The sequence below is a fragment of the Streptomyces sp. NPDC002446 genome (genome assembly GCF_053595675.1).
Genome location: NZ_JBSFYC010000027.1, coordinates 34,996 through 56,423, shown reverse-complemented (window position 1 = coordinate 56,423; position 21,428 = coordinate 34,996). Strand labels below are relative to the sequence as shown.

The 21,428-nt window shown below is 71.2% G+C and carries 19 protein-coding genes; 8 read left to right on the top strand and 11 right to left on the bottom strand.

Annotated features, from left to right (window positions below; genetic code table 11):
- Nucleotides 1-58: 58 nt before the first annotated feature.
- Nucleotides 59-637, bottom strand: a complete 579-nt coding sequence (locus ACWD6P_RS17565; protein WP_451444991.1) for a TetR/AcrR family transcriptional regulator — start codon at nt 635-637, stop codon at nt 59-61.
- Nucleotides 638-980: 343 nt separating this feature from the next.
- Between ACWD6P_RS17565 and ACWD6P_RS17560 the strand changes: the two genes are divergently transcribed.
- On the top strand, nt 981-2,417 hold the full coding sequence (locus tag ACWD6P_RS17560; RefSeq protein WP_451444990.1) for an MFS transporter: 1,437 nt from the start codon (nt 981-983) through the stop codon (nt 2,415-2,417).
- Between the two features lie 122 nt (nt 2,418-2,539).
- On the opposite strand, the gene ACWD6P_RS17555 is transcribed toward ACWD6P_RS17560, so the two are convergent.
- The 4 genes from ACWD6P_RS17555 to ACWD6P_RS17540 all read right to left on the bottom strand — a co-directional run bounded on the left by ACWD6P_RS17555 (nt 2,540) and on the right by ACWD6P_RS17540 (nt 7,202).
- Nucleotides 2,540-2,722: a hypothetical protein gene (locus ACWD6P_RS17555; protein WP_451444989.1), complete on the bottom strand. Its 183-nt coding sequence runs from the start codon at nt 2,720-2,722 to the stop codon at nt 2,540-2,542.
- Between the two features lie 379 nt (nt 2,723-3,101).
- Complete coding sequence (locus ACWD6P_RS17550; RefSeq protein ID WP_451444988.1) at nt 3,102-4,124, bottom strand: hypothetical protein; 1,023 nt, start codon at nt 4,122-4,124, stop codon at nt 3,102-3,104.
- Nucleotides 4,125-4,382: 258 nt separating this feature from the next.
- The gene (locus ACWD6P_RS17545; protein ID WP_451444987.1) at nt 4,383-5,702 is read right to left on the bottom strand and encodes an MFS transporter; all 1,320 of its coding nucleotides are present in this window, start codon (nt 5,700-5,702) and stop codon (nt 4,383-4,385) included.
- A gap of 96 nt (nt 5,703-5,798) precedes the next feature.
- Nucleotides 5,799-7,202, bottom strand: a complete 1,404-nt coding sequence (locus ACWD6P_RS17540) for a M20 family metallopeptidase (RefSeq protein WP_451444986.1) — start codon at nt 7,200-7,202, stop codon at nt 5,799-5,801.
- Between the two features lie 177 nt (nt 7,203-7,379).
- On the opposite strand from ACWD6P_RS17540, the gene ACWD6P_RS17535 reads away from it, so the two are divergent.
- The 4 genes from ACWD6P_RS17535 to ACWD6P_RS17520 all read left to right on the top strand — a co-directional run bounded on the left by ACWD6P_RS17535 (nt 7,380) and on the right by ACWD6P_RS17520 (nt 9,724).
- Entirely contained in the window at nt 7,380-8,303 is a 924-nt protein-coding gene (locus ACWD6P_RS17535) for a LysR family transcriptional regulator (protein ID WP_451444985.1), read from the top strand.
- Between the two features lie 133 nt (nt 8,304-8,436).
- A complete protein-coding gene (locus ACWD6P_RS17530; protein WP_451444984.1) occupies nt 8,437-8,799 on the top strand; it encodes a PadR family transcriptional regulator in 363 nt (120 codons plus the stop codon).
- Between the two features lie 12 nt (nt 8,800-8,811).
- Complete coding sequence (locus ACWD6P_RS17525) at nt 8,812-9,375, top strand: HAAS signaling domain-containing protein (protein ID WP_451444983.1); 564 nt, start codon at nt 8,812-8,814, stop codon at nt 9,373-9,375.
- Nucleotides 9,376-9,469: 94 nt separating this feature from the next.
- Nucleotides 9,470-9,724 (top strand): PLD nuclease N-terminal domain-containing protein, encoded by a 255-nt coding sequence (locus ACWD6P_RS17520; protein WP_451444982.1) that lies wholly within the window; start codon nt 9,470-9,472, stop codon nt 9,722-9,724.
- A 111-nt stretch (nt 9,725-9,835) separates the two neighbouring features.
- Here ACWD6P_RS17520 and ACWD6P_RS17515 read toward each other — a convergent pair whose 3' ends face one another.
- Nucleotides 9,836-10,099, bottom strand: a complete 264-nt coding sequence (locus ACWD6P_RS17515) for a hypothetical protein (RefSeq protein WP_451444981.1) — start codon at nt 10,097-10,099, stop codon at nt 9,836-9,838.
- A 288-nt stretch (nt 10,100-10,387) separates the two neighbouring features.
- The gene (locus ACWD6P_RS17510) at nt 10,388-11,356 is read right to left on the bottom strand and encodes a CAP domain-containing protein (protein WP_451444980.1); all 969 of its coding nucleotides are present in this window, start codon (nt 11,354-11,356) and stop codon (nt 10,388-10,390) included.
- 320 nt (nt 11,357-11,676) lie between these two features.
- Between ACWD6P_RS17510 and ACWD6P_RS17505 the strand changes: the two genes are divergently transcribed.
- Complete coding sequence (locus tag ACWD6P_RS17505; RefSeq protein WP_451444979.1) at nt 11,677-13,269, top strand: sigma-70 family RNA polymerase sigma factor; 1,593 nt, start codon at nt 11,677-11,679, stop codon at nt 13,267-13,269.
- 43 nt (nt 13,270-13,312) lie between these two features.
- Here the strand turns inward: ACWD6P_RS17505 and ACWD6P_RS17500 are convergent, their stop codons facing one another.
- Nucleotides 13,313-14,182 (bottom strand): effector binding domain-containing protein, encoded by an 870-nt coding sequence (locus ACWD6P_RS17500; RefSeq protein ID WP_451444978.1) that lies wholly within the window; start codon nt 14,180-14,182, stop codon nt 13,313-13,315.
- A gap of 182 nt (nt 14,183-14,364) precedes the next feature.
- On the opposite strand from ACWD6P_RS17500, the gene ACWD6P_RS17495 reads away from it, so the two are divergent.
- Nucleotides 14,365-15,306, top strand: a complete 942-nt coding sequence (locus ACWD6P_RS17495) for an NAD-dependent epimerase/dehydratase family protein (RefSeq protein WP_451444977.1) — start codon at nt 14,365-14,367, stop codon at nt 15,304-15,306.
- Nucleotides 15,307-15,377: 71 nt separating this feature from the next.
- A complete protein-coding gene (locus ACWD6P_RS17490; protein ID WP_451445025.1) occupies nt 15,378-18,779 on the top strand; it encodes an aminotransferase class I/II-fold pyridoxal phosphate-dependent enzyme in 3,402 nt (1,133 codons plus the stop codon).
- Nucleotides 18,780-18,789: 10 nt separating this feature from the next.
- Here ACWD6P_RS17490 and ACWD6P_RS17485 read toward each other — a convergent pair whose 3' ends face one another.
- The 3 genes from ACWD6P_RS17485 to ACWD6P_RS17475 all read right to left on the bottom strand — a co-directional run bounded on the left by ACWD6P_RS17485 (nt 18,790) and on the right by ACWD6P_RS17475 (nt 21,372).
- Nucleotides 18,790-19,371 carry a toxin gene (locus ACWD6P_RS17485; protein WP_451444976.1) on the bottom strand — a complete coding sequence of 194 codons (582 nt, stop codon included), beginning with the start codon at nt 19,369-19,371 and terminating at the stop codon, nt 18,790-18,792.
- A 13-nt stretch (nt 19,372-19,384) separates the two neighbouring features.
- The gene (locus tag ACWD6P_RS17480) at nt 19,385-19,825 is read right to left on the bottom strand and encodes a helix-turn-helix domain-containing protein (protein WP_451444975.1); all 441 of its coding nucleotides are present in this window, start codon (nt 19,823-19,825) and stop codon (nt 19,385-19,387) included.
- A gap of 392 nt (nt 19,826-20,217) precedes the next feature.
- A complete protein-coding gene (locus ACWD6P_RS17475) occupies nt 20,218-21,372 on the bottom strand; it encodes an MAB_1171c family putative transporter (protein ID WP_451444974.1) in 1,155 nt (384 codons plus the stop codon).
- Between the last annotated feature and the right edge of the window lie 56 nt (nt 21,373-21,428).

Genomic DNA, 21,428 nt, shown 5'->3' with positions numbered 1-21,428 from the left:
CACCAGCGGCCCGGCCAGTACGCCGGTGGCGGCTACCCATCCTCTACGGCGGTGCCAGCTAGCCATCCTCAGCCCGGACTCCGGCCAGCAGCACCTCCACCAGGGCGTCGAAGTCCATCGGGGGATGCGCCGGGAACCGCCCGGCTTCCTCGGCGGCCAGCCATCCCAGGACGGCGGTCGCGAAGACGTACCAGCGCTGATGGGCGCGTTCAGGCGGCAGCCCGCCGAGCATGAAGGCCGTCACCACGCCGGACTCGATGGCGTCGTGCCCCGCCGCCCGGTGCCCGCCGGTCAGGGCACGGGCGGCGAAGCCGGGCACCGTGCGGAACTCGCGGCGGATGGCGTGGGCGAGTTCGGCCAGCCAGTCGCGCCAGTCGGCGTCCGTGGGCTCGCGCCCGGGCACGATCCGCCGGCTCAGCTCGGCACTGACCAGATCGAGCAGTTCCTCACGGCCGCCGACCCAGCGGTAGAGCGCGGAGGTCGCCACGCCCAGGCGGCGGGCGACGGCCTGCATGGTGAGGGTGTCCTGGTCCAGCTCCATCGCCGCCGCGACGATGCCGTCCCGGTCGATGACCGCAGGGCGACCGGGACGGGGGGTGCGGGCGGCGGGCTTACGGCCGGGGGTGCGCTCAGGCATGGCCACCAGCCTAGTGAGGCACCTCCGAGCCATTTAGTGAATCCATTTCACAAATACCTAAGGCTGCCCTAACCTGTTGGAGGTCCTCGGCCCTGGCCGGGCCCCCGGCACACACCCATGTGCCGTGCCGTGCCGTGCTTTTCTGCGCTGTTCCGCGCTGCTCAGCCTCCGTACCGTTCCGCTCCTCCGCACTCCGGAAGGTGCTGCCATGCCTGTACGACAGTCCCTGCTCGCCGGACCCTCGCGATCACTGCGAACACCTCGGCCATCCCGAACACCCCGGCCATCCCGACCATCCCGACCACCGCGGTCGGCGCGACCCGCCCGGCCAGCCCCCGACGGCGTGCTGCTCGCACTCGCCTGCCTGGTGGTGTTCCTGGTGGTCCTGGACGCCACGATCGTCTCCGTCGCCCTGCCCTCCCTCCGCGCCGACCTGGGCCTCGGGCCCACCGCCCTGCCCTGGGTCGTCAACGCCTACACCCTCGCCTTCGCCGGCTTCCTGCTGATCGGCGGGCGCTGCGGCGACCTGTACGGACGGCGCCGCACTCTCCTGACCGGCATCACCCTGTTCACCTTGGCCAGCGCCGTCGGGGGCCTCGCCACCGACGGCGGTCTGCTGCTCGCCGCACGCGCCGCCCAAGGGCTGGGCGGGGCGCTGCTGATGCCCACCACCCTCTCCGTGATCACCCAGACCTATCCGGAGGGGCCCCGAAGGGCCAGGGCCCTGGCGGTGTGGAGCACGGTGGGCGCAGTGGGCGCGGCCGCCGGGACCGTACTGGGCGGAGTGCTCACCCAACTCCTGGACTGGCGCTGGGTGTTCCTGATCAACCTGCCGTTCGGAGCGGTCGCGGCCACCCTCGCCTGGCGCGTCCTGTTCGACGTACGGCGAGACGCAGGGAGAGGGGGCGCGGAAGAGCGGCAGGAGAACGGCGGCCCCGCGCCCCGGCAGCGGCTCGACCTGCCCGGCGCCGTCCTGGTCACCGTCGGACTGGCCGCCGCGCTGTACGGACTGATGGAGTCGACCGCGTACGGCTGGACCGCGCCCCGTGTCTGGGGCCCCGTCGCCGGCGGAGCCGCCGCGCTCGTCCTCTTCGCCGTACATCAGGCGTGCTGGGCCGAACAGCCCCTCGTCCCACGGTCGGTGGTGCGCAGGCGCCCGGTCCAGGTCGCCAACGCCACCATGTTCTTCGTCGGCCTGGCCTTCTTCGCCAGCCCGGTCCTCCTCTCCCTGCATCTGCAGAACGTGCACCACTACAGCCCGCTCCGCGCCGGCCTGGGCTTTCTGCCCACCGCTGTCGCGCTGATGGTCTCCGGTCTGGTGACCGGGCGGCTGGTCCCCCGGTTCGGCGCCCGTGCCGTGGCCATCGGCGGACTGACGCTGGCCACCATCGGCTTCGGCACCCTGGCCCTGACGCTCGGCGGGCACGGCCCGTACGCCCTGACCGTCGGCCTGCCGGGCGTCGTCTTCGGGCTCGGCATCGGCTCGTCCTTCACCCCGATCACGACCTGTGCCACCAGCGGAATCCCACCGACCCTCGCCGGAGTCGCCGCGGGCATCCTGAACACCACCCGCCAGGTCAGCGGCGCCGTCGGCCTCGCCGTCCTGAGCACCGTGGCCGCCACCGGGGCGGACTCGTACGCGCACTCGCACCCGGCAGCGGGCGGCGCGACGGGCGCCGACGCCCTAGCCCACGGCCATGCGCTGGCCTTCACCGTCGCGGCCTGCTGCGCACTGGCCGCAACAGTGGTGGCCACCCGGCTTCCACGGCCCACAGCCTGAGCAGCATGGCCGTTGGGGCGCTGGGGGTCGGTGCCGAAGGCGGCACGAGAGGCCTCGTCGGGGGTGATGACCTCGATGAGGCCGCCGCGCTCGGAGATCGAGACCGCAGTTCCCGGAAGGTGTCAGGCTTCTTCACCGCGATCTTCGATGCCGAAGAATGCGAAAATCGCGGCGCGCTGCACCGCCGTGGTGACGACCTCTTCCAGCTTGGCCGGCGCGAAGATATCAACCATCTCCTTGTTGATTCCGCCCGCTGCCGCATCGAACGTATAGGAGAATCGCCCACCGTCCATCTGGGCTTGCATTCCCGACAATGTGACGTCTACTCGGGCACCCTGGCAGCACAACAGGAGTCCCTCAGCTTCGAGATCCTTGCGAAATTTTCGCAGGCAATGCGTCAGATGGTTCCCTGAGTACGTAACCTCCGAATGACCTTTTCTGATAGCGGTCAACTCATAAGGGTCAGTAGTAGTGAACCGCAGAACTACAGCCTCTGCGCGACTGCCGCCTTCGCCTGCCGCGGCCAGTGTGACGGACTCTGTCATCGGCTTCCCCTGAAGTTTGGATTGGGTATCACAATGACGTCGCCGAACGTGGCGATGCGAGACGAGCAGCTGAAGGGCAGGGCCGGCGCACGCCGGCCCCGCCCCTCACGCCCGCGCCGCGCCGGGCCGGGACGACCTGTTACGCGGCCGTGAGTCGCTTGACCCAGGTGACCGAGCTGCTGCTGCCGGGGGCCTGGATGAAGACGCGGGCGGGGATGGCCACGATGTGTTCCTGGTTGTTGCTGTCGAGGTCGCGGACGACGATGTAGCCGGTGTAGGTGGCGCCGTTGGCCCGGCCCTCCAGATAGCCCTTCTTGCCCTGCGGCACGTTGATCTCCACGTCCGACTCGCGGGTGTTCTGCACCTTGGTCGTGGAGGTGGAGCTGTAGCTGTAGGTGAAGCTGGCCTCGCCGCCGGCCGATCCGCCGTCGCCGCTGATCGTGGGTGTGATCTTGCCGCCCACCTGCCAGCCTTCGGTCGTGCTCTGCTCGTCGGCGACGGACGCCGTGACCTTGTAGGTGAGTTTGCCCTCGCCCGTGAGGCCGTCGCTGGCGCCCCGCTGCGGGTACTTCTCGTCGACCTTCCCGACGAACATGCAGGGCGCCGCCTGACCGTAATAGGGGCTCTGTGAATCGGTGTTGGTCATGTTGCAGTACTGCTCGGCGCTCTGGCCGCCGGACAGGGTGCTGTCCTTGGTGTTCTGGCGGATTTCGTTGCCCTTGGGTTTGGTCGCATCGGACCAGCCGTCGGCCAGGTGCTTGGCGCTCTCCCGCAGCGGTGCGGAGTGCTTCTCGTCGGCCGCGTACTGCGTCGCCGCCGCCTGGGCGTCCTTGACGGCCTGTTCCGGGTCGTACGTGCTCTGCACGTCCGCCAGGGTGAAGGCCTTGACGTTGCCGTCCTTGTCCTTGTCCACCCCGGCCGGGTAACCCATGGAGGATTCCGAGGAGTTGACCGGATCCGTCTTCTCCATCGCGGCGAGGACGTCCTGATCGGACTGGTAGGTGCCGTCGGCGACCTTGGCGGGCTGGCCGTCGTCGGCGAAAGCGGGGGTCTGGGTGCCGATCAGGGATATGCCGGTGAGGAACGCGGTGGCGAGTGCCCCGGCCGTCACACTGCGCTTGCGCCGGCCCGGAGTGAGCTCGGTCTGCAGTTGCGTTGACACACGGTCTCCTATCAGTCGGGCATCGGCCGCTCGGGGCCGCGCCGATTCGTGGGGGGAGTGCGGCGAAACAACGGAGTTGGCGTTCCGAAGGGGGGTGGCCGCGGCAAAGAACCTAGAAAGCTACTATTGCGTTCATCCGTAACGTTTGTAACGGATGTGACTCAGTCGCATCGTGGGGTGGAGGCGTTGGCTGGGCGCGGTGTCGCCTTCAGTCGCCGGTCATACGTGCGTTGACCCGGCGTCATCCGGTCCGTCCGCTCAGCGGAGGCCGCGGATCCGGTACCCGCCCGCCAGCGCGGCGATGCTCAGGGTGGAGACGGCCATCAGGTAGTAGCCGGGTGAGATCCGGGAGCCGGTCGCCATGACCAGTGCCGAGGCGATCGTGGGGGTGAAGCCGCCGAAGAGGGCGACCGTGGTGTTGTAGCTGAACGCGAGCCCGGTCGCGCGGGCCTCCACCGGGAAGACGTCGGACATCACCGAGGGCAGCGCGCCGAAGTACGCCGCTTTGAGGAGGCCGAGGACCGTCATGCACAGCGCGAGTACCGGGAAGGACGGTGCCTTGGTGAGCCAGAGGAACAGCGGGACGGCGCTCAGGCCGATGAGGGCCGCGGCAGGGACCATGATCCGCAGCCGTCCGAAGCGGTCGGCGAGCAGGCCCACGGCCGGAGTTCCGAGGGTGAGGATGACGCCGGTGATGAGCAGGGCGGTGAACGACAGCGAGTCGTCCAGGCCGAGTTCCTTGATCGCGAAGGCGGGCAGGTACTGCAGGGTGTAGTTGAGTGCCGTGGAGACCATCAGCGCCCCGCCGGCGATCAGGAGGCCGCCCCAGTGGCGGCGGAACACCGAGCGGATCGGCGAAGGCGTCTCCCCGCCCTCCCGTACCGCCGGTCGTCGCGCCATCTCGGGCGACTCCTCGACGTAGCGGCGGATGACATAGCCGGCCGGGCCGACCAGGAGGCCGAAGACGAACGGCACTCGCCAGCCCCACGCCGTCATCTGGGCGTCGGAGAGCGTCGCGGTCAGGCCCGTGGCGAATACGGAGGCCAGTACGGTGGCGAGTCCCTGGCTGGCGAACTGGAAGCTGCCGAAGAAGGCCTTGCGCCGGCTGTCCTGCTCGACCAGGAAGGAGGTGGCGGCGCCGAATTCACCGCCGGCCGCGAAGCCCTGGACCAGCCGGGCGAGCACGATGCCCAGCGGCGCGAAGATCCCGAGCGTGGCGTAGCCGGGCATGAACGCCATCAGCGCGGTGCCGATCACCATCAGCCGGATCGACAGCATCAGCGCCTTCTTGCGCCCCTGCCGGTCGGCGTACGAGCCGAGCAGCAGGCCGCCGATCGGGCGGACCAGATAGGTGATGCCGAACACGGCGTAGGCCTGGATGAGTTGGATGCCGGGGTCGTCGTCGGGGAAGAAGGTTTTGCCGATGTATGTCGCCATCAGGGCGTACAGGGCGAGGTCGAAGAACTCGAGGGCGTTGCCGATGGTCGCCGCCGCTATCGCGCGCTTGGCGGACGCTGGTCTCGGGGGCGCGGCCGGGGACGTCCCCGGCCGGGTGGGTTGAGGGGTGGCTTCGGTCATCGCGGGTCCTTCCGGCGGGCGCCGGGCCGACGGTCGTCAGGCCGAGCGGGAGGGGGAGCGGGAGGTGGGCCGGGGAGCGTGCGGGGGGGTGGGGGGTCAGCCGGCGCGTGGCGGGAGCGGGAGGCCGGGCGGGGTGTGGCCGAGGGCATGGAAGAGCGTGGCCGCCAGCACGATTCCCTCGCGGGCGATCGTGCCGAGCAGATGCTCGTCGGGTGCGTGCTGCAGACAGCCGGGGTAGGAGTGCGGCAGCCACAGGGCGGGCACGCCGAGGATGTCGGTGAAGACGTGGTGGGGCAGTGAGCCGCCGATGTTGGGCAGGACGGCGACGGGCTGGTCGGTGACCTGCTCCAGCGTCGTCTTGGCCCAGTCGACCCACGGGTCGTCGAGCGGCGTACGCCCGGCGGGAAAGCTGTGGTGGACGGTCACGTCGACCATCGGGTAGCCGTGGGCGGCGAGGTGCTCGGCGATGGCCTCCGGCACCCGGCTCACGTCGGTGCCGGCGACATACCGCAGCTGCAGGGCGGCGCGCGCCCGGCCGGGGATCGCGTTGACCGGGTGGTCGATGTCGGCCGAGCCGAGCGCGAGGACCTCCAGGATGTTCCAGCCGTAGAGCCGCTCGGCGGGGGTCAGGCCGGGCTCGCCCCACCCCTCGTCGGGGACCGGGTCGCCGGGACTGCCCCCGACCGCGACGCCGGTGAGCGCCTCCCGCACCTGATCCGGGAGGCGGGGCGGCAGCAGTGCGGGGACCTGGATACGGCCGTGCCCGTCGACCAGGCTCGCGAGGGCACCGGCCAGGGTGGTGGCGGGGTTGCGCAGGACGCCGCCCCAGTTGCCCGAGTGGTACGCGTCCGGCCGCAGGTCGACGTCGAGCAGGAGCCTGACGCCCCCGCGCGCTCCGAGGAAGAGCGTCGGCGTCGTCGCGTCCAGGCGGGGCCCGTCCGAGGCGATCAGGACGTCGGCCCGCAGCTCCTCGCGGTGTGCGGCGGCGAAGGCGGCAAGGCCCGGCGAGCCGATCTCCTCACCGGTCTCGAACAGGAAGGTCAGGTTGAAGCCGAGCGACCCCTGCTCGGCCAGCAGCAGCCGCAGCGCCGTGAGGTTGACCAGGTGCTGCCCCTTGTTGTCGGCCGCCCCGCGCCCGTACCACCGGTCGCCCTCGGCGGTCAGGGTCCACGGATCGCGACCGTTGCTCCACTTGCCCGCGTGGCCGTCCACCACGTCGGCGTGCCCGTAGCAGAGCAGCGTCGGGAGCTCCGGGGACTCGACGCGCGTGCCGACGAGGAACGGGACGCCCGAGGGGTCCGGGTTGGCGTACTCGGCGACGGAGCACCCGAGTTGGGTCAGCGCGGGGACGAGGACCTCATCCAGGTATGCCTTAACGGCAAGGTGACTTTGCGGGCGGGTGCTCTCCGTCGGATAGGCGACCATCGCGCTGAGATCGGCGAAGAAGGCGCCGGAGTCGACGTACTCCTCGGCTCGCTGGACCAGGTTTTCGGGGATCACCGGCGATTACTCCTGAGCGTGGCGCAGGTACGGGTGCACGGCATGTGCCGTGTTGGCTCAGCAGCGTAAGGGCGCCTGGGCACCCTGACTATTGCCGTTTGTGGCGCCTGGCGTTCTAATTTCGGCAAACCGGCGCAGGCGTCAGCCGGCCCGCCGTCCAGCCCCCGTGGAGGTCCGATGCAGCTCGTGCCGGTGAGCCTGGCGTACTTTCTCGAAGTCGCCCGTACGGGGGCGGTGAGCGAGGCCGCCCAGAACCTGCGGGTCGCCCCCTCGGCGATCAGCCGGCAGATCGCCAAGCTCGAATCCGGGGTCGGCGTCCCTCTCTTCGTCCGGCATCCGCGCGGAATGACCCTGACCGACGCCGGATCACGCCTGCTGGCCCATGCCCGCCGCAGCGAGGCCGAGTCCTCGGCGCTCCTCACCGAACTGCGCACCGGCAGCGGCGCGGACGCCCGCAATGTCACCGTGGCCTGCTCGGAGGGTTTCGCACGCCGCCTCGTCCCGCACGCGATGGCGGCCTTCCGGCAGGACCACCCGGATGTGACGTTCCAGCTCGACCGCGTGCCCCACCAGGAGGCGACCCGCAGGGTGGCCGAGGGGATCTCCGACATCGCCGTCACCTACGCGATGGGCCCGCAGCACGACGTACGGGTGGAGTGCTCCGTCGTGGTGCCGATGGCCGCCATCGTCCCGCCTCGGCACCCGCTCGCCGGACGGGAACGGGTCGGCCTGGCAGAACTGTGCGCGTACCCCCTCGCCCTGCCCCCGACCGGAACCACCCAGCGCGACCTCTTCGACACCGGTGCGCAACTGGAGGGCCTGGCCGTCCGGCCGGCCCTGGTCTGCGACGCCATGGCCACGAAGTACGAGTTCGTCCGCTCCGGCGGCGGTATCGCGCTGGTCGGCAACCTGGGCGGCCTGGGCGGCCTGCGCCCGGACCCGGTCGCCGAAGGCGTCGTCTACGTACCGCTCGACCACCCGGTCTTCCGCCGCCGCGAAGCCCAGGTGCAGACGATGCTCGGCCGTCGGCTCCCCTGGGCGGCGACGGAGTTCACCGCGTTGCTGGTCTCACTGCTGCGCCCGGCAGGGCCGATGTCGTGACTGACCACGCAGTCGATGTCATGACCACGAAGCCGATGTCATGACCACGAAGCCGATGTCATGACCACGCGGGGACGGCGAGCGACCGACATCACCTTTGGACGACTAGAGATAACCAGGTACTGTGCAATGCATGGAACCTGACATTGCAGGTAAGCCTAAGCCTGTCGTCGCCAGCAAGGCGGAGAGCCAGCTCCGCAAGGGGGTGCTGGAGTACTGCGTGCTTGCGATCTTGCGGGACGGCCCGCGCTACGGCGTGGAGCTGCTCGAAACCCTCGGCGCGGTGAACGTCATGGTCACGAGCCAAGGGACGATCTACCCCTTGCTGTCGCGGCTGCGCCGTGACGGACTGGTGGAGACCCGCTGGCAGGAGTCCCCGAGCGGGCCGCCCCGGCGCTACTACGAGCTGACACCGCCGGGGCATGCGGCGCTGAAGGAGTTCACCGCTGTCTGGCCGCACTTCCGTGACGCGGTCGACCACTTCATCACCGACTGACAGGAGACCACCATGACGATCACCGATCACCCGCTGGTGAAGAAGTACCTGGCCGCCGTGGCGCGTGAGTCGGCCGGACTCAGCCCGGAACGCCGCAACGAGCTGCTGGCCGACCTGGAGGAGCACATCGCCGTGGCCCTCGCGGAAGAGTCCGCCTCCGGCGACGACGAGATCCGCACCGTGCTCGCACGCCTCGGCGACCCGCGCACCATCGCGGCCACCGCACTCGGCGAGGAGCTCCCCGCCCCGCAGGTGAGCCGAGGACGCACCCTCGCCCTGCTGGGACTGCTGGCGGCGACCGGCCCCCTGACGATCTTCGCGCCCGTGCTGGGCGTCCCGGCCCTGATCGGCGCGATCTGGTGGCTGTGGACCGCGCCGCAGTGGCGCAGCCGCGACAAGGCGATCGGGACGGCGGCCGCCCTCGTGCCGCTGCTGTTCCTGGTGTCGCAGTGGGTGGTCCCCGCGGGCACGCTCAACTTCGGTCTCGGCGCGTTCCTCCCGGTCCTCCTGGCCGTTCCCGCGCTCCCGGCCGCGGCCGCCCTCTATCTGCTGCGGGCGGCGAAGCGCCCGGCGTGACGGGGATCCACCGTCACCACACATCCGGCCCGACCGGCGAACTCTGAGAATCCCCCCACCAGTGAGAATCCCCCACCAGCAAGAGGAGAGAACGATGCAGGCACAGCTCGCACAGCAGATGGCCCTGGCCCCTACGGGCGACATCATGATCACCTGCGTCATGGGTGCCGCGGCCCTCGGCGTTCTCGCGTTGTATTTCGGCGCCCTGCTCAGCATCGTCAGGTCCGACGTCACCGGCGGGATGAAGCTGGTCTGGCTCGCCTTCGCCTTGGTGGCGCCCTTCTTCGGGTGCCTGCTCTGGTTCCTCGTCGGCCGCCGCAACGCCCAGCACCGGACAGGCGTTGCCTGATTCCGGGGCCCGCCCCGTCGACGACGGCCGACAGGCCGCGGCCGGGGCCCCGCATGAGGCCCCGGCCCGGCGGTCCGGACGATCACTCCCCGACCGCCGGAGGGTGAGCCCTTACTTCTTCACATACAGCCCGTGGAGGTAGATGGGCATTTCCACGCCCAAGGGAATCGGGTGGCACAGATAGGCGCTCCAGGTGCCCTCGGCAATTCCCTTCTTCCCCCGGGCCTCGCACTCCGTGGCCTTCGCATAGGTCGAATGACCGACGTATCCCGCGGGCGGGTCCCAGCTGTCGGCCTGGGAAACCGTTCCAGCGGCGCCGTCCGCGACCGCGCTCACCCCGGCCGGAACCTCGGCGGCCGTTGCGACACCTGACATCGTGACAGCGAGGAATGAGCCGACGACGGCCGCTGTGGCGACCAATGTGGACCTACGCACAGATTGACTCCTCTTTACGTTCGCGCACCCGGCCGACACTCGACCAAAGGCACTCGGAACAGACAAATAAACACGATGCGCCCCATGGAATATCGACTCCCTTTCCCTTTTCTGTCGGCTACGCGGCTAAGCGGCTACGCCCGTCATTGCAGAGAAAAGGTCAGGGTCTTCCTCCTTTGAGAAGGACGCACCGCCGTCACGAGGCCTGGGTCAGGTGATCGTCATGGGTCAGGAGCGGGTGGCGAAGTCCTGGGTCCACCACGGGCCGTTGGAGTTGAGGTTGACGCCCACCCCGGTGGATTTGTAGGAGCAGTTGAGGATGTTGGCGCGGTGGCCGGGGCTCTCCATCCAGCCCTTCACTGCCGTGGCCGGGTCCTTGGGGCTCTTGAAGATGTTCTCGGCCCAGCTGCCCCACTGGAATCCGGCATTGGTCATACGGGTCCCGGGGTCGACGCCCTCCGGCGAGTTGTGCTCGTAGTAGTTGCGGGCGGCCATGTCGTCCGAGTGCCCCTGTGCCGCGCGCTGCACCCGGGGGTCGACGGTGAGCGGACCGCAACCGTGCTGGGCCCGCTGGGCGTTGACCAGGTCGACGACCTTCTGGGCGAACTGCGCGGCGGTGCCGGTCGCGGCCCGCGGTCCGGCGGGGGTGGTGGTACCCGTCCCGGATCCGGTGCGGGAGGTGCGGGGCGTCGTGTTCCCGGCGGTCGTCGAGCCGCTTGAGCCGCTTGAGCCGCTCTCGGGGCGGGCCTTCCGCGGCCGCTGGGGTGTGTGCCGCTTGCGGTGCCGTTCGGCGTCGGAGCGGGCGGTCGCCGCCTCCTTGCGGCGGGGCGAGGGGGCGGCGCTGCGCGATGCCGAGGGGGTGGCGGCGGTCGCCGTGGGCGGTGCCGGTACGGAGCGGTTCGCCGCGAGCGACTGGTCGGATCCGTCGGGGCCGGAACCGGGACGTATGAGCACCAGGGAGCAGCAGCCCACGGCGAGCGCGGCCGTCACCGCCAGCAGCGTGGTCTTCCGCCGGGGGCGCGGACGGCCGGTGGCGGCGCGGTGGGATCCGGCGGTCCGCCCGTGCCGGCCGCCGGGCCGGGGCTTGGCGGAACGGCGGTGGGAGGCGGGCTCGCCGGTGCGGTGGTCGTCGGTCCCGGTGGGCGTCTCGTCGCGCTGGGCCGACCAGAGGTTGTCGTCGTCGAGGGTGTGGTTCATGGGTCCGTTTCCTGTGCGGCCGCGGGGACCTGGAGCCGTGGCCTGTGGGGGATGTGGGTCCGTACGGTCCGCCGGTGCAGGCGGTCCGTAGGAGGGAGACCCCGGTCGCGGTGCCGGATAACGAAAAGTTCGGGCGAGAAAAGTGATCGGGGGGTTCGGGCAGGTCCGAGCGGGCCGGAGGGGCCCGGTAGGCCGCGCGTGGGCCTGGCCGGGGATGTGCGCCGAGGGATGGGCCGGGGCTGGGGCATGGCGGTGGAACGGGCGCACCGTAGGTTTTCTGTTATCCCGCTGAGCCCGACAGGTCACCTGAGGCGGGGGCCATGGACGTGCACACGGATGAACAGGACCGAAGAGGCGTGAAGCAGGAGAGCGGTACGGCGACCGTCGAGGCTGCCAAGGCCGGGGACAAAGATGCCCGGGAGCAACTGGTCGCCGCGTACCTGCCGCTGATCTACAACGTCGTGGGCAGAGCGCTGGACGGCCACGCGGACGTCGACGACGTGGTGCAGGAGACCATGCTGCGCGTCCTGGAGTCGCTGGCGGATCTCCGCGAGCCGGCCTCCTTCCGTTCGTGGCTGGTGGCGATCGCCATGAACCAGGTACGGCGCCGCTGGACCGTCCACCACAAGGCCCCCGTCGTCGGCCTGGACCAGACGCCCGAACAGGCCGACCGGGCCGCCGACTTCGCGGACCTGACCATCTTGAAACTCGGGCTGACCGGCCAGCGCCGTGAGGTCGCCGCGGCCACCCGCTGGCTGGACGACGGAGACCGGGCCCTGCTCTCCCTGTGGTGGCTGGAGGCCGCCGGGGAGATCAGCAGGGCGGAACTCGCCGACGCCATCGGCAGCGGTGCGCGGCATACGGCGGTCCGTGTGCAGCGGATGAAGCAGCAGCTCGCGGCCGGACGTGTGGTCGTCCGCGCGCTCGCGGCGCATCCCCCGTGCCCCGAACTCGCCCAGCTGACCGCCACGTGGGACAACGAGCCCTGCGCCCTGTGGCGCAAACGCATAGCCCGCCACGCCCGCCGGTGCGGCGACTGCTCAGGGCACTGGAACGACCTTCTGCCCGCCGAGGGGCTGCTGGCCGGCCTCGCCCTGCTGCCGCTGCCCGCACACCTCACCCCGCCCACCGTCCTGCACACCCCCACCGCCGCGACCGCCCCCACCACCGCGACCGCATCGAGCGCACCGGGCGCACCGGGCGCACCGGGCGCACCGGACGCATCGAGCGGATCGAGCGCATCAAGCACGTCAGGCACATCAGGCATCCCGGCCCCGCCGCGCCGGGGCGTCAAGGGCGCGGCGGTCGCGGGGGCCGCGGCACTCGCGGTTGCCGTCCTCGCCGCGCTCTGGTGGTCTCGCGGCACGCCGGGGAACGAGCACCGGGCCGAGCCGAAGGCGGCACCCACCGTCGCCACCGCCACACCGGCGCCCCGTCCCACGCCCACACCGGCACCGTCGCGCACCAGCGCCCGCACCTCGCCCACCCCGTCCGCCTCACCGACGACCCCCACCCCGTCGCCCACCCCGCCCGACCTGGAGGCACAGGCCATCGCGCTGGTCAACCTCCGGCGGGCAGAGGCCGGGTGCGGTCCGCTCCGTAGAGACCGCAGGCTGCACGCCGCGGCCCAGCGGCACTCCGCCGACATGGCGGCACGCGGCTTCTACGCGCACGACACGCCGGACGGCACCGGGCCCGACGAGCGGATCACCGCGGCCGGATACCCGTGGAGCAGCTGGGGCGAGAACCTCGACCGCGGCCCGCGTACGGCCGCCGCGGCGGTGGGCGACTGGATGAGCGACGCCATGCACCGGGACAACCTGCTCAACTGCCGGTTCACCGCGGTCGGCATCGGTGTCGTGCACGGTGCGGGCGGCCCCTGGTGGACCCAGGACCTCGCCGCCCCGCGCTGACCCCGGGGCGGGCGGGGCGGCAGGTGCTCCGCGTGCCGTCCGCTCAGACCGTGGTCCGCTCCACGGGGATCCACAGCTCCGCGTCCGCCCGGGTCGCGTCCTGCGACAGGCGGGTGCGCAGGAGCTCGGGCCCCGGCCTGCTCCGGTACGGGTTGGACGGGAACCACTGCGTGAACACGTCCCGCCACAGGTACTGGAGGGCCTGCGGGAACGGCCCGGAGTTCTCGAAGACGGCCCAGGTCCCCGCGGGGACCGTGAGCGCGTCCAGGTCTTCCGGAACGTTTCCCGACCGGGTCACCACACCGTGGTAGTAGTCGAGTTCGGTCCCCTCGGACCGGCTCGGGTCGAGGTCGTCGCTCACCCCGACGATCCCCTCCGGCTCCTGGTCGGACAGTGCCGTGATGCGCCGTGTCGTCTCCTGGTCGATGCTCCGGAGGAAGTCGGCGATCGTCGGGTTCACGCCCTCGTGGACGAGCGGGGCACGGACCTTCTTCCCGACCACCCGGAACTGCTCCTTCTCCACTACGCGGTAGCGCATGCTGCCGCTCCCTTCGATGATGAGCCGGAAGGTCATCCGCGGCTGGGAGCGCAGCGCAGCGCCCGTACGCCGGGCCTCGCCCGGCCCCACACCGTGCACGGCCCGGAACGCCCGCGCGAACGCCTCCCCCGAGCCGTAGCCGCAGCGCACCGCGATCTCCAGCAGCGTCCGCTCCCCGGCGAGCACCTCGGCCCCCGCGACGGTGAGCCGTCTGCGCCGGATGTACTCCGACAGCGAGATCCCGGCCAGCGTGGAGAACATCCGGCGGAAGTGGTACTCCGACGTCATGGCGATCCGCGCCAGATCCCGCACCTCGATCGGCTCGTCGAGATGCGACTCGATGTGGTCCAGGGCCTCGTTCAGTCGCTCCAGCACCTCGTTCTCCTTCCCTTTACGGCCTTCACGTGCGGAAGTCCGCACCCGTCCGGACCCGGCATCCCCTGCCCGGAACGGCCGGGTATGACGGGTGGCCGAAACCATGGGCATCCAGCCGGTGCGTGGAACACCGCTGGCTCATCTGACACAAGCACCCTGTACACCCGCGCTAGTGTGCGCCCGTGAGCCTTCATGTCGTCATAGGATTCGGGCCCGCCGGCGCGGCCACCGCTCGACTGCTGGTCGAAAAGGGCCATTCGGTAAGGGTCATCACCACGTCGGGCCGCAGCGCGGAGCCCGGCATCGAGCACGTCGCGCTGGACGCTACGGACCGCGCGCGGCTGATCGAGGCGGTGCAGGGCGCTGCCGCGATCTACAGCTGTGCCGCGCCGCCCTACCACCGCTGGGCGAGCACCTGGCCGTCGCTGGCCTCGTCGGTCTGCGCGGCGGCCGAGGCGACCGGGGCCGTGCTGGTCATGCTGGGCAATCTCTACGGCTACGGACCGGTGGACGGTCCGATGACCGAGGATCTGCCGCTCGCGGCGACCGGCACCAAGGGGCGGGTGCGTGCCGCCGTGTGGGAGCAGGCGCGGGGGCTGCACGAGGAGGGCCGCATCAAGGCGGTCGAGGTGCGGGCCTCGGACTTCTTCGGGCCCGGTGTGACCGACGGCGGGCATCTGGCCGCGCGGGTCATACCGCGGCTGCTGCGCGGCAAGCCGGTCTCCGCGCTCGGCGATCCGGACGCCCCGCACAGCTGGACCTACCTCCCCGACGTGGCCGCGGCCCTGGTCGAGGTGGCCGGCGAGGAACGGGCCTGGGGCCGGGCCTGGCACGTCCCGACGGAGCCCGCCCTGTCCACCCGGGAGATGGTCGACCGCCTCGCCGCCCAGTCGGGAACGGGGCCGGTCGCGGTGCGCCGGCTGTCTCCGGCCGTGCTGGGCGTGGTGTCGCTGCTCTCCCCGCTGATCCGCGAACTGAAGGAGATCCGCTACCAGTTCGACCGGCCGTTCGTCGTCGATGCGCGGGCTTACGAGGCCGAGTTCGCGGTACGGGCCACGCCCGTCGACGAGCAGATCAAGGCGACGGTCGAGTGGTGGCGTGACCGATCGGCCACCGCCGGGTGACAGCCGTGACGGGCAACGAATCCCTGGCCGGCTCCGCGGGAGCGCGGCGTGATGACGTCGCCGTCGTGGGGATGTCCTGCCGGTTCCCGGGGGCGCCGAATGTCAACGCGTACTGGCGGCTGCTCACGGATCCGCAGGCGCAGTTCTCCACCGTCCCGGACTCGCGATGGCGCAGCGCGGCCTTCCTCAGCGACAACTTCCGTGATGCGTCCGCGGCCTATACGGACACCATGGCGCTGCTGCCGGACGTGGGCCACTTCGACGCGGTGCACTACGGCATTCCGCCGCGGCGGGCCCGCTCGATGGACCCCCAGCACCGGCTGCTGATCGACCTGGCACGGGAGGCGATCCAGGACGCGGGGTGGGAGGCCGAGGGCTTCGACCGCGAGGAGACCTCGGTGATCACCTCGCTCACCGAGAGCGGCTATCGCGAGATCAGCACCCTGCAGATCCGGATGCGTCAGCTGGCCGGCGGCGAGTTCGGCGCGCCGTCGGGCGATCCCCGCTGGCTGGAGACGGTCCGCGCGGTCGACGGGCTGCACGGCACCTCCGTGGCCGGGCTGCTGCTCAACATGGGCCCCAACACGGTCAGTTCGGTCTTCGATCTGCACGGCGAGAGCTATGCGCTGGATTCGGCCTGTTCGGGCGGGCTGATGGCGGTGGCCAACGCCGTCTTCGCACTGCGCGCGGGCCGGTGCCGGATCGCGCTGGCGGGTGGCGCCCAACTGATGCTCACCCCCGACCTGTTGGTGGGGCTGTGCCGGATCGGCGCCATCTCGCGCAGCGGCAGATGCCTGCCGTTCGGCGCGGACGCCGATGGCTTCGTCCTGGGAGAGGGCGCCGGGGTGCTGGTGCTGCGGCCGCTGGCCGATGCGCTGGCGGCCGGCGACCGGGTCTACGCCGTGATCCGGGGCGTGGGCACGGCCAACGACGGCACCGTGCAGGGCGGGATGCAGCCCCAGGCGGCCGGTCAGCTCCGGACGCTGCGCCGGGCCTACCGCGATGCGGGCCTGGCCCCGGACGCGGTGGGCTACCTGGAGGCGCACGGCACCGGGACCACGGTCGGCGATCCGGTCGAGGTCGGTGTGCTGCGCGAACTGCGCGGTGCGCGGGGTGCCCCCGCCTACCTCGGGGCGGTCAAGGCGGTGGTCGGGCACTCGCTCAACGCCGCCGGGATAGCCGGGCTCATCAAGACCGTCCTGGCCGTCCACCGGGGCCTGATACCGCCGCAGCCGGAGTTCGCGCTGGGCGACCGCGCCGGGCTCGACGCCGCGCGGCTGACCGTCCCGACGGCACCGGCCCGATGGCCGGACTCCGGGCAGCCGCGCCGGGCGGGGGTGAGCGCCTTCGGCTTCGGCGGCACCGGCGCCCATCTGGTGCTGGAGGAGTGCACCACGGCACAGGCCCGGCCCGCCCCGGACCGCGGGCCGCAGCTGCTCGTACTCAGCGCCCGCGACCGGGCCGGGCTGGCCCGCTACGCCCGGGACGTGGCACACACCCTCGCCGACGACCGGCCGCCGCTGGCCCGCGTGGCGGACACACTTGCCCGCCGGGCCCCCTTCACGGAACGGCTCGCCCTGGTGGCACAGGACGCCGCCGACGCCGTCGGAAAGCTGACGGCAGCGGCCGACGCCGTGGCCGCGGGCCGTACCGGAGAGCTCGGGCCCGGGCAGCTGGCCGGCACGGTGCCGCCCGGTGAGCCGCCGGAGGCCGCGGTGCCGGTGCCGGGCGCGCTGTCCGCCGGGGAGCGTACGGCCGCGCTGGCCCACCTCGCGGAGCGCGCCGTCACCGGTACGGGGCTTCGTCCCGTGCAGGGGCGCATGCCCCCCTGCACCCTGCCGCCGAGTCCGCTCGCCCCGCGCCACCACTGGGCGGTGGACGAGACGGCCCGCGAGCCGGAGGACCGGCCGGGAGCGGCGGCCCCGCCCGGACCGCCGGACCCGCCCGGGGCGCCCTCCGCGGCGCCGCGGGACGGTGGCGCGACCGCCGCGTCCCTCGTGCTCGAAGAGGTCTCGCGGACCGGCGTCTTCCCGCTCTCCGACCTGAGCGCGCGGATGGCGCTGGTGTCCGATCTCGGCTTCGACTCCCTGATGTTGCAGGAGCTGGAGTTCGGCATCGGCAAACGGATACCGGGCTTCCGCACCGAGGAGATCTTCTCGCCCCACCTCACCATCGAGCAGCTGACCGCCCTGGTCGCCGTGCACCTCACGGAGCCGCCGGCCCCCGCCGCGCCCCTTCCCGCGAAGGTGCCGCCGGCGCGGGGCGCCGAGACCGCGTGCGTCGATGACTTCCCGGAGGTGCGGCAGTTCGAGGAGCGGCTGAGCGCCATCACCGGCAGTGGTGCCGACTTCCCGTACTTCCGGGTCCACCAGGGCAACATCCGCGACACGACCGTCATCGACGGCCGGCCGTACCTGTCCTTCGGCAGCTACAACTACCTGGGGCTCTCGGGCCATCCGGCGGTCAACGAGGCCGTGCACCAGGCCGTCGAACGGTACGGGACATCGGTCTCCGCGAGCCGGGCGCTCTCCGGCGAACGGGAGCTGACCGTACGGCTGGAGCGGGCGCTGGCCGGCTTCCTCGGCGTCGGCGACTGCCTGGCGCTGGTGAGCGGCCATGCCACCAATGTCACCGCGATCGGGCACCTCGTCGGCGCGGGGGACCTCGTGGTGCACGATGCGCTCGCGCACGACAGCATCCTTCAGGGCTGTGCGCTGTCCGGTGCGGCACGGCGCCCGTTCGCCCACGCCGACACCGGCCAGCTGGACCACATCCTGCGGCTCAACCGGTCCCGGTTCCGGCGGGTGCTGATCGCCGTCGAGGGCGCCTACAGCATGGACGGGGACCTCGTCGACCTGCCCGCCGTGGTCGAGCTGAAGAAGCGCCACGGCGCCTTGCTGATGGTCGACGAGGCGCACAGCATCGGCACCGTGGGCGAGAGCGGCCGCGGCGTCGGTGAGTTCTTCGGCGTCGACCGGTCCGATGTGGATCTGTGGATGGGCACCCTGTCCAAGGCCTTCGCCAGCTGCGGCGGCTACCTGGGCGGCTCGGCCCGGATGGTGCGGTGGCTGCGGCACACGCTGCCGGGCTTCGTCTACAGCGTCGGACTGACCCCGGCCAACGCGGCGGCGGCGCTGGCCGCCACCGAGCTGATCACCGCGGAGCCGCAGCGGGTGCGCACACTGCGGCGCAACTCGGAGCTGTTCCTCACTCTGGCCGCCGCGGCCGGTCTGGATACGGGCCCCAGCGCCCACAGCCCGATCGTGCCCTGTGTCCTCGGCGACTCGGCGCGGACCCTGCGCGTCGCGGACCGGCTCTACGACCGCGGGGTCATCGCCGATCCGATCTTCCACCCGGCCGTGGAGGAGGGGCTCGCGCGGCTGCGGTTCTTCGTCACCGGCGAGCACCGCGAGGACGACATCCGACGGGCGGTGTCGATCCTGGCGGAGGAGGTGGCGGCGGCCGCGCGATGAGTGCCTCATGTCAGATCAGGGTGCGTTCGATCCGGCTGAGCATGGCGTTCTTCCCGGCTTCGGCGTCGTCGCCGGCCTCCCCTGCCGGGGGCGGGCCGTGCCGTTCCTCGGCGCTGCCCATCCGCTGGGAGAGCAGATAGGCGATGATCTCCGCTTCCTGTTCCTGGACGTCGTCGTAGGTCGCGCGCAGGAGCATGTCACGCACGAGATCGGGGTCGAGGTTGGGGAACAGCAGGCGGGCGCTCGCCTCGTCCAGCCAACCCGCCCCGCGATGGCAGCAGATGATGTGGCCCAGCTCGTGCAAGATGATGTGCTCCTGATGCGCGCTGGTCGTGTTGGCGTCGTAGAAGATGAGGTCCTCGTCGCGTGCGGCGACCCACATGCCGCAGGGGTGCGACGTGGCGGGCATCTGCATCGGGACCAGCGTGATCGGGCGGTCGCGGACCTCTCCGAGGTAGCGGCAGAGTTCGGCCACATCGGCCGCCTCCGGCAGGTCGAGTGCGGCGATCCGCTGTGCGCCGGCCTTGCGGAGCTTCTTGAGCTGGCTGCGACGGTCCTGATCGCCTGAACGGCCCCTCCTCGCGCCCCTCACTCCCCCGTGCCCCTTACTCCGGTTCGGAGGGGTCGGTGACGGGAGGCAGGCCCTGCATCTGGCGGTACTGGTCCATGATGGCCGTGATGGCCTGGAGGTTCTCCCTCTTCATCCCGGCCGCCCGCATCGCCACGGAGCGGACGCCCGCCTGTCGCAGCGCCTCGATGGCGGCGACCTCGCTGAGCACCGACTCGGCGACCTTGTCGTCGAAGAAGTAGGCCACCGATACGCCGAAGAAGCGCGCCAGCGCGGCCAGCAGGTCGGGTGAGGGATTGGAGCGCTTGCCCGTCCGCAACTGCGACAGATACACACCCCCGACCTTGAGTTCGGGGCTGGCCCGTTTCAGCTCCTCCGCCACCTCGGCGTTGGTCCAGTGCTTTCCCTTGGGACGAACCGTCTTGAAGAGGTTGTCCAGACGCACTGCCAGCATGGGCCGGTCGTCAGTCTCGGACATTGCGAATCTCCCTCCCGTCACCTCCTTGGCATTGCCCTCGGCTAACCGTCAGTTTCGCAGATTAGCTGTCAGTTGACAATCGGGCCGTGCTCCGCCAACGTGGACCTCGCCGATAGCTGTCAGCTAACTTCGCTTACGGGGGTAGCCGAGTTGGTTGCCGGCCATGTCGGCCTGGCCCGGCCGTCGGGGGAAGGGTCGGGCCAGACCGGGCCGGGCGGGACACACCCGCCCGGCCACGACAGGGAAAACGGGGGAACGGGGGAACGGGGAACCACGGGGGATCCACGGGGGAAACGGGGACCCACGGGGGAACGGGGGAACCATCGGGGGAGAGCACGGGGGAAAAGGGAAAACCCGCCCGGTCTGACGGGGGACAGACCGGGCGGGAGCTCTCAACTCGCCTTACCGAGTCTACGGTAGGCGGCTGCGACCTGGGTGAGCCATGCGACCTCCGCGGTGAAGTTGTCCGTATCGCGGTCGTCGAAGTCGCCGGCGTCCTTGTTGTCGTCGGGGATGGTGCCGATGCGCTTGGCGTCCAGTGCCTGACGGATCTGCGCCGCCTCGGCGAACGCCTGCCGGGACTCGTCGCTCGTCCCGGGCTCCGCACCGCCCGCACCGTGGGCGGAGCGCTCGATGTAGGGCCGCAGGTCCCGCCATCCGTCGCGGATTTCGATCACCCGGCGGTGGAGGCGGTAGTTGAGGTCGGAGACCGCGGCGCCGGGCGGCTCCAGGACGATGTCCGGGGAGGACTCGTACAGGTCCCGCCAGAGCGGGTAGAGGGCACGGTAGGAACGGTAACTGCGCGCCCACTCCAGCAGCTTGGCGGCCGAGGAGCCCCAGGAGGAGATGGTCAGGCTGAGCGAGAGGGTGGCGATGCCCGCCGCGCTGAAGACGTTGGAGGCGAGCTGCCAGACGCCGATGTCGATGCCGAACGCGGCGGTCAGGATGTTGACCGTCCTGGCCGTGCAGTAGAGGAAGAGGACCACCGCGGCGACGGAGAGCAGCCGCAGCGCCTGTCGCAGCGAGGCCTTGCCGGTCATACGGGCGTAGGGGCCGCACTGGCGGAAGATGGTGACGCACGGGGCCGCCTGGGAGACGATGAAGACCAGGAGGTAGGTGAGGACCAGCGGCTGGCCGCTGCCCGTGTTGAAGTCCGTGGCCGGCCGGCCGGGGCCGTCGGCGACGAGGAAGAGCGCCACCAGAAGCACGTTGAGGGCGATGCCGGTGATCACCCAGTAGCGGGTCTTGCGTACCGCCTCCTCGGCGGTGGTCGCCCAGCGCAGCAGGATGATCTGCGAGCTGACGCAGAAGGCGACCGCCGATAGGTGCATCACCAGGATGGCGAGGTTGCCGACGCCCAGGAAGCGCCCGCTTCCCATGGCGATGGCGCCCATGGTGAAGGTGAGGCACTGCAGCAGCAGAGTGATCACCAGTGTGCGGTAGGCGGTGTCCCGCCAGCTGCGCCTTACTTGGCACAACCGGTAGACGAGCGCGGCGTACGACGAGAGCGCCGCGATGACGAAGCAGAGTGTCTTGGTGGTGTTCACGGCCTGATCCCCCGCCGTGCGCGCACCCGGCGAACGGCCTGGTCGGTGTTCTCGCC

Coding starts and splice junctions, on each gene's coding strand:
- ACWD6P_RS17565 (WP_451444991.1), bottom strand. CDS start 637: ATGCCTGAGCGCACCCCCGGCCGTAAGCCCGCCGCCCGCACCCCCCGT.
- ACWD6P_RS17555 (WP_451444989.1), bottom strand. CDS start 2,722: ATGCAAGCCCAGATGGACGGTGGGCGATTCTCCTATACGTTCGATGCG.
- ACWD6P_RS17545 (WP_451444987.1), bottom strand. CDS start 5,702: ATGACCGAAGCCACCCCTCAACCCACCCGGCCGGGGACGTCCCCGGCC.
- ACWD6P_RS17535 (WP_451444985.1), top strand. CDS start 7,380: ATGCAGCTCGTGCCGGTGAGCCTGGCGTACTTTCTCGAAGTCGCCCGT.
- ACWD6P_RS17530 (WP_451444984.1), top strand. CDS start 8,437: ATGGAACCTGACATTGCAGGTAAGCCTAAGCCTGTCGTCGCCAGCAAG.
- ACWD6P_RS17525 (WP_451444983.1), top strand. CDS start 8,812: ATGACGATCACCGATCACCCGCTGGTGAAGAAGTACCTGGCCGCCGTG.
- ACWD6P_RS17520 (WP_451444982.1), top strand. CDS start 9,470: ATGCAGGCACAGCTCGCACAGCAGATGGCCCTGGCCCCTACGGGCGAC.
- ACWD6P_RS17515 (WP_451444981.1), bottom strand. CDS start 10,099: ATGTCAGGTGTCGCAACGGCCGCCGAGGTTCCGGCCGGGGTGAGCGCG.
- ACWD6P_RS17510 (WP_451444980.1), bottom strand. CDS start 11,356: ATGAACCACACCCTCGACGACGACAACCTCTGGTCGGCCCAGCGCGAC.
- ACWD6P_RS17505 (WP_451444979.1), top strand. CDS start 11,677: ATGGACGTGCACACGGATGAACAGGACCGAAGAGGCGTGAAGCAGGAG.
- ACWD6P_RS17490 (WP_451445025.1), top strand. CDS start 15,378: ATGTCCTGCCGGTTCCCGGGGGCGCCGAATGTCAACGCGTACTGGCGG.
- ACWD6P_RS17480 (WP_451444975.1), bottom strand. CDS start 19,825: ATGTCCGAGACTGACGACCGGCCCATGCTGGCAGTGCGTCTGGACAAC.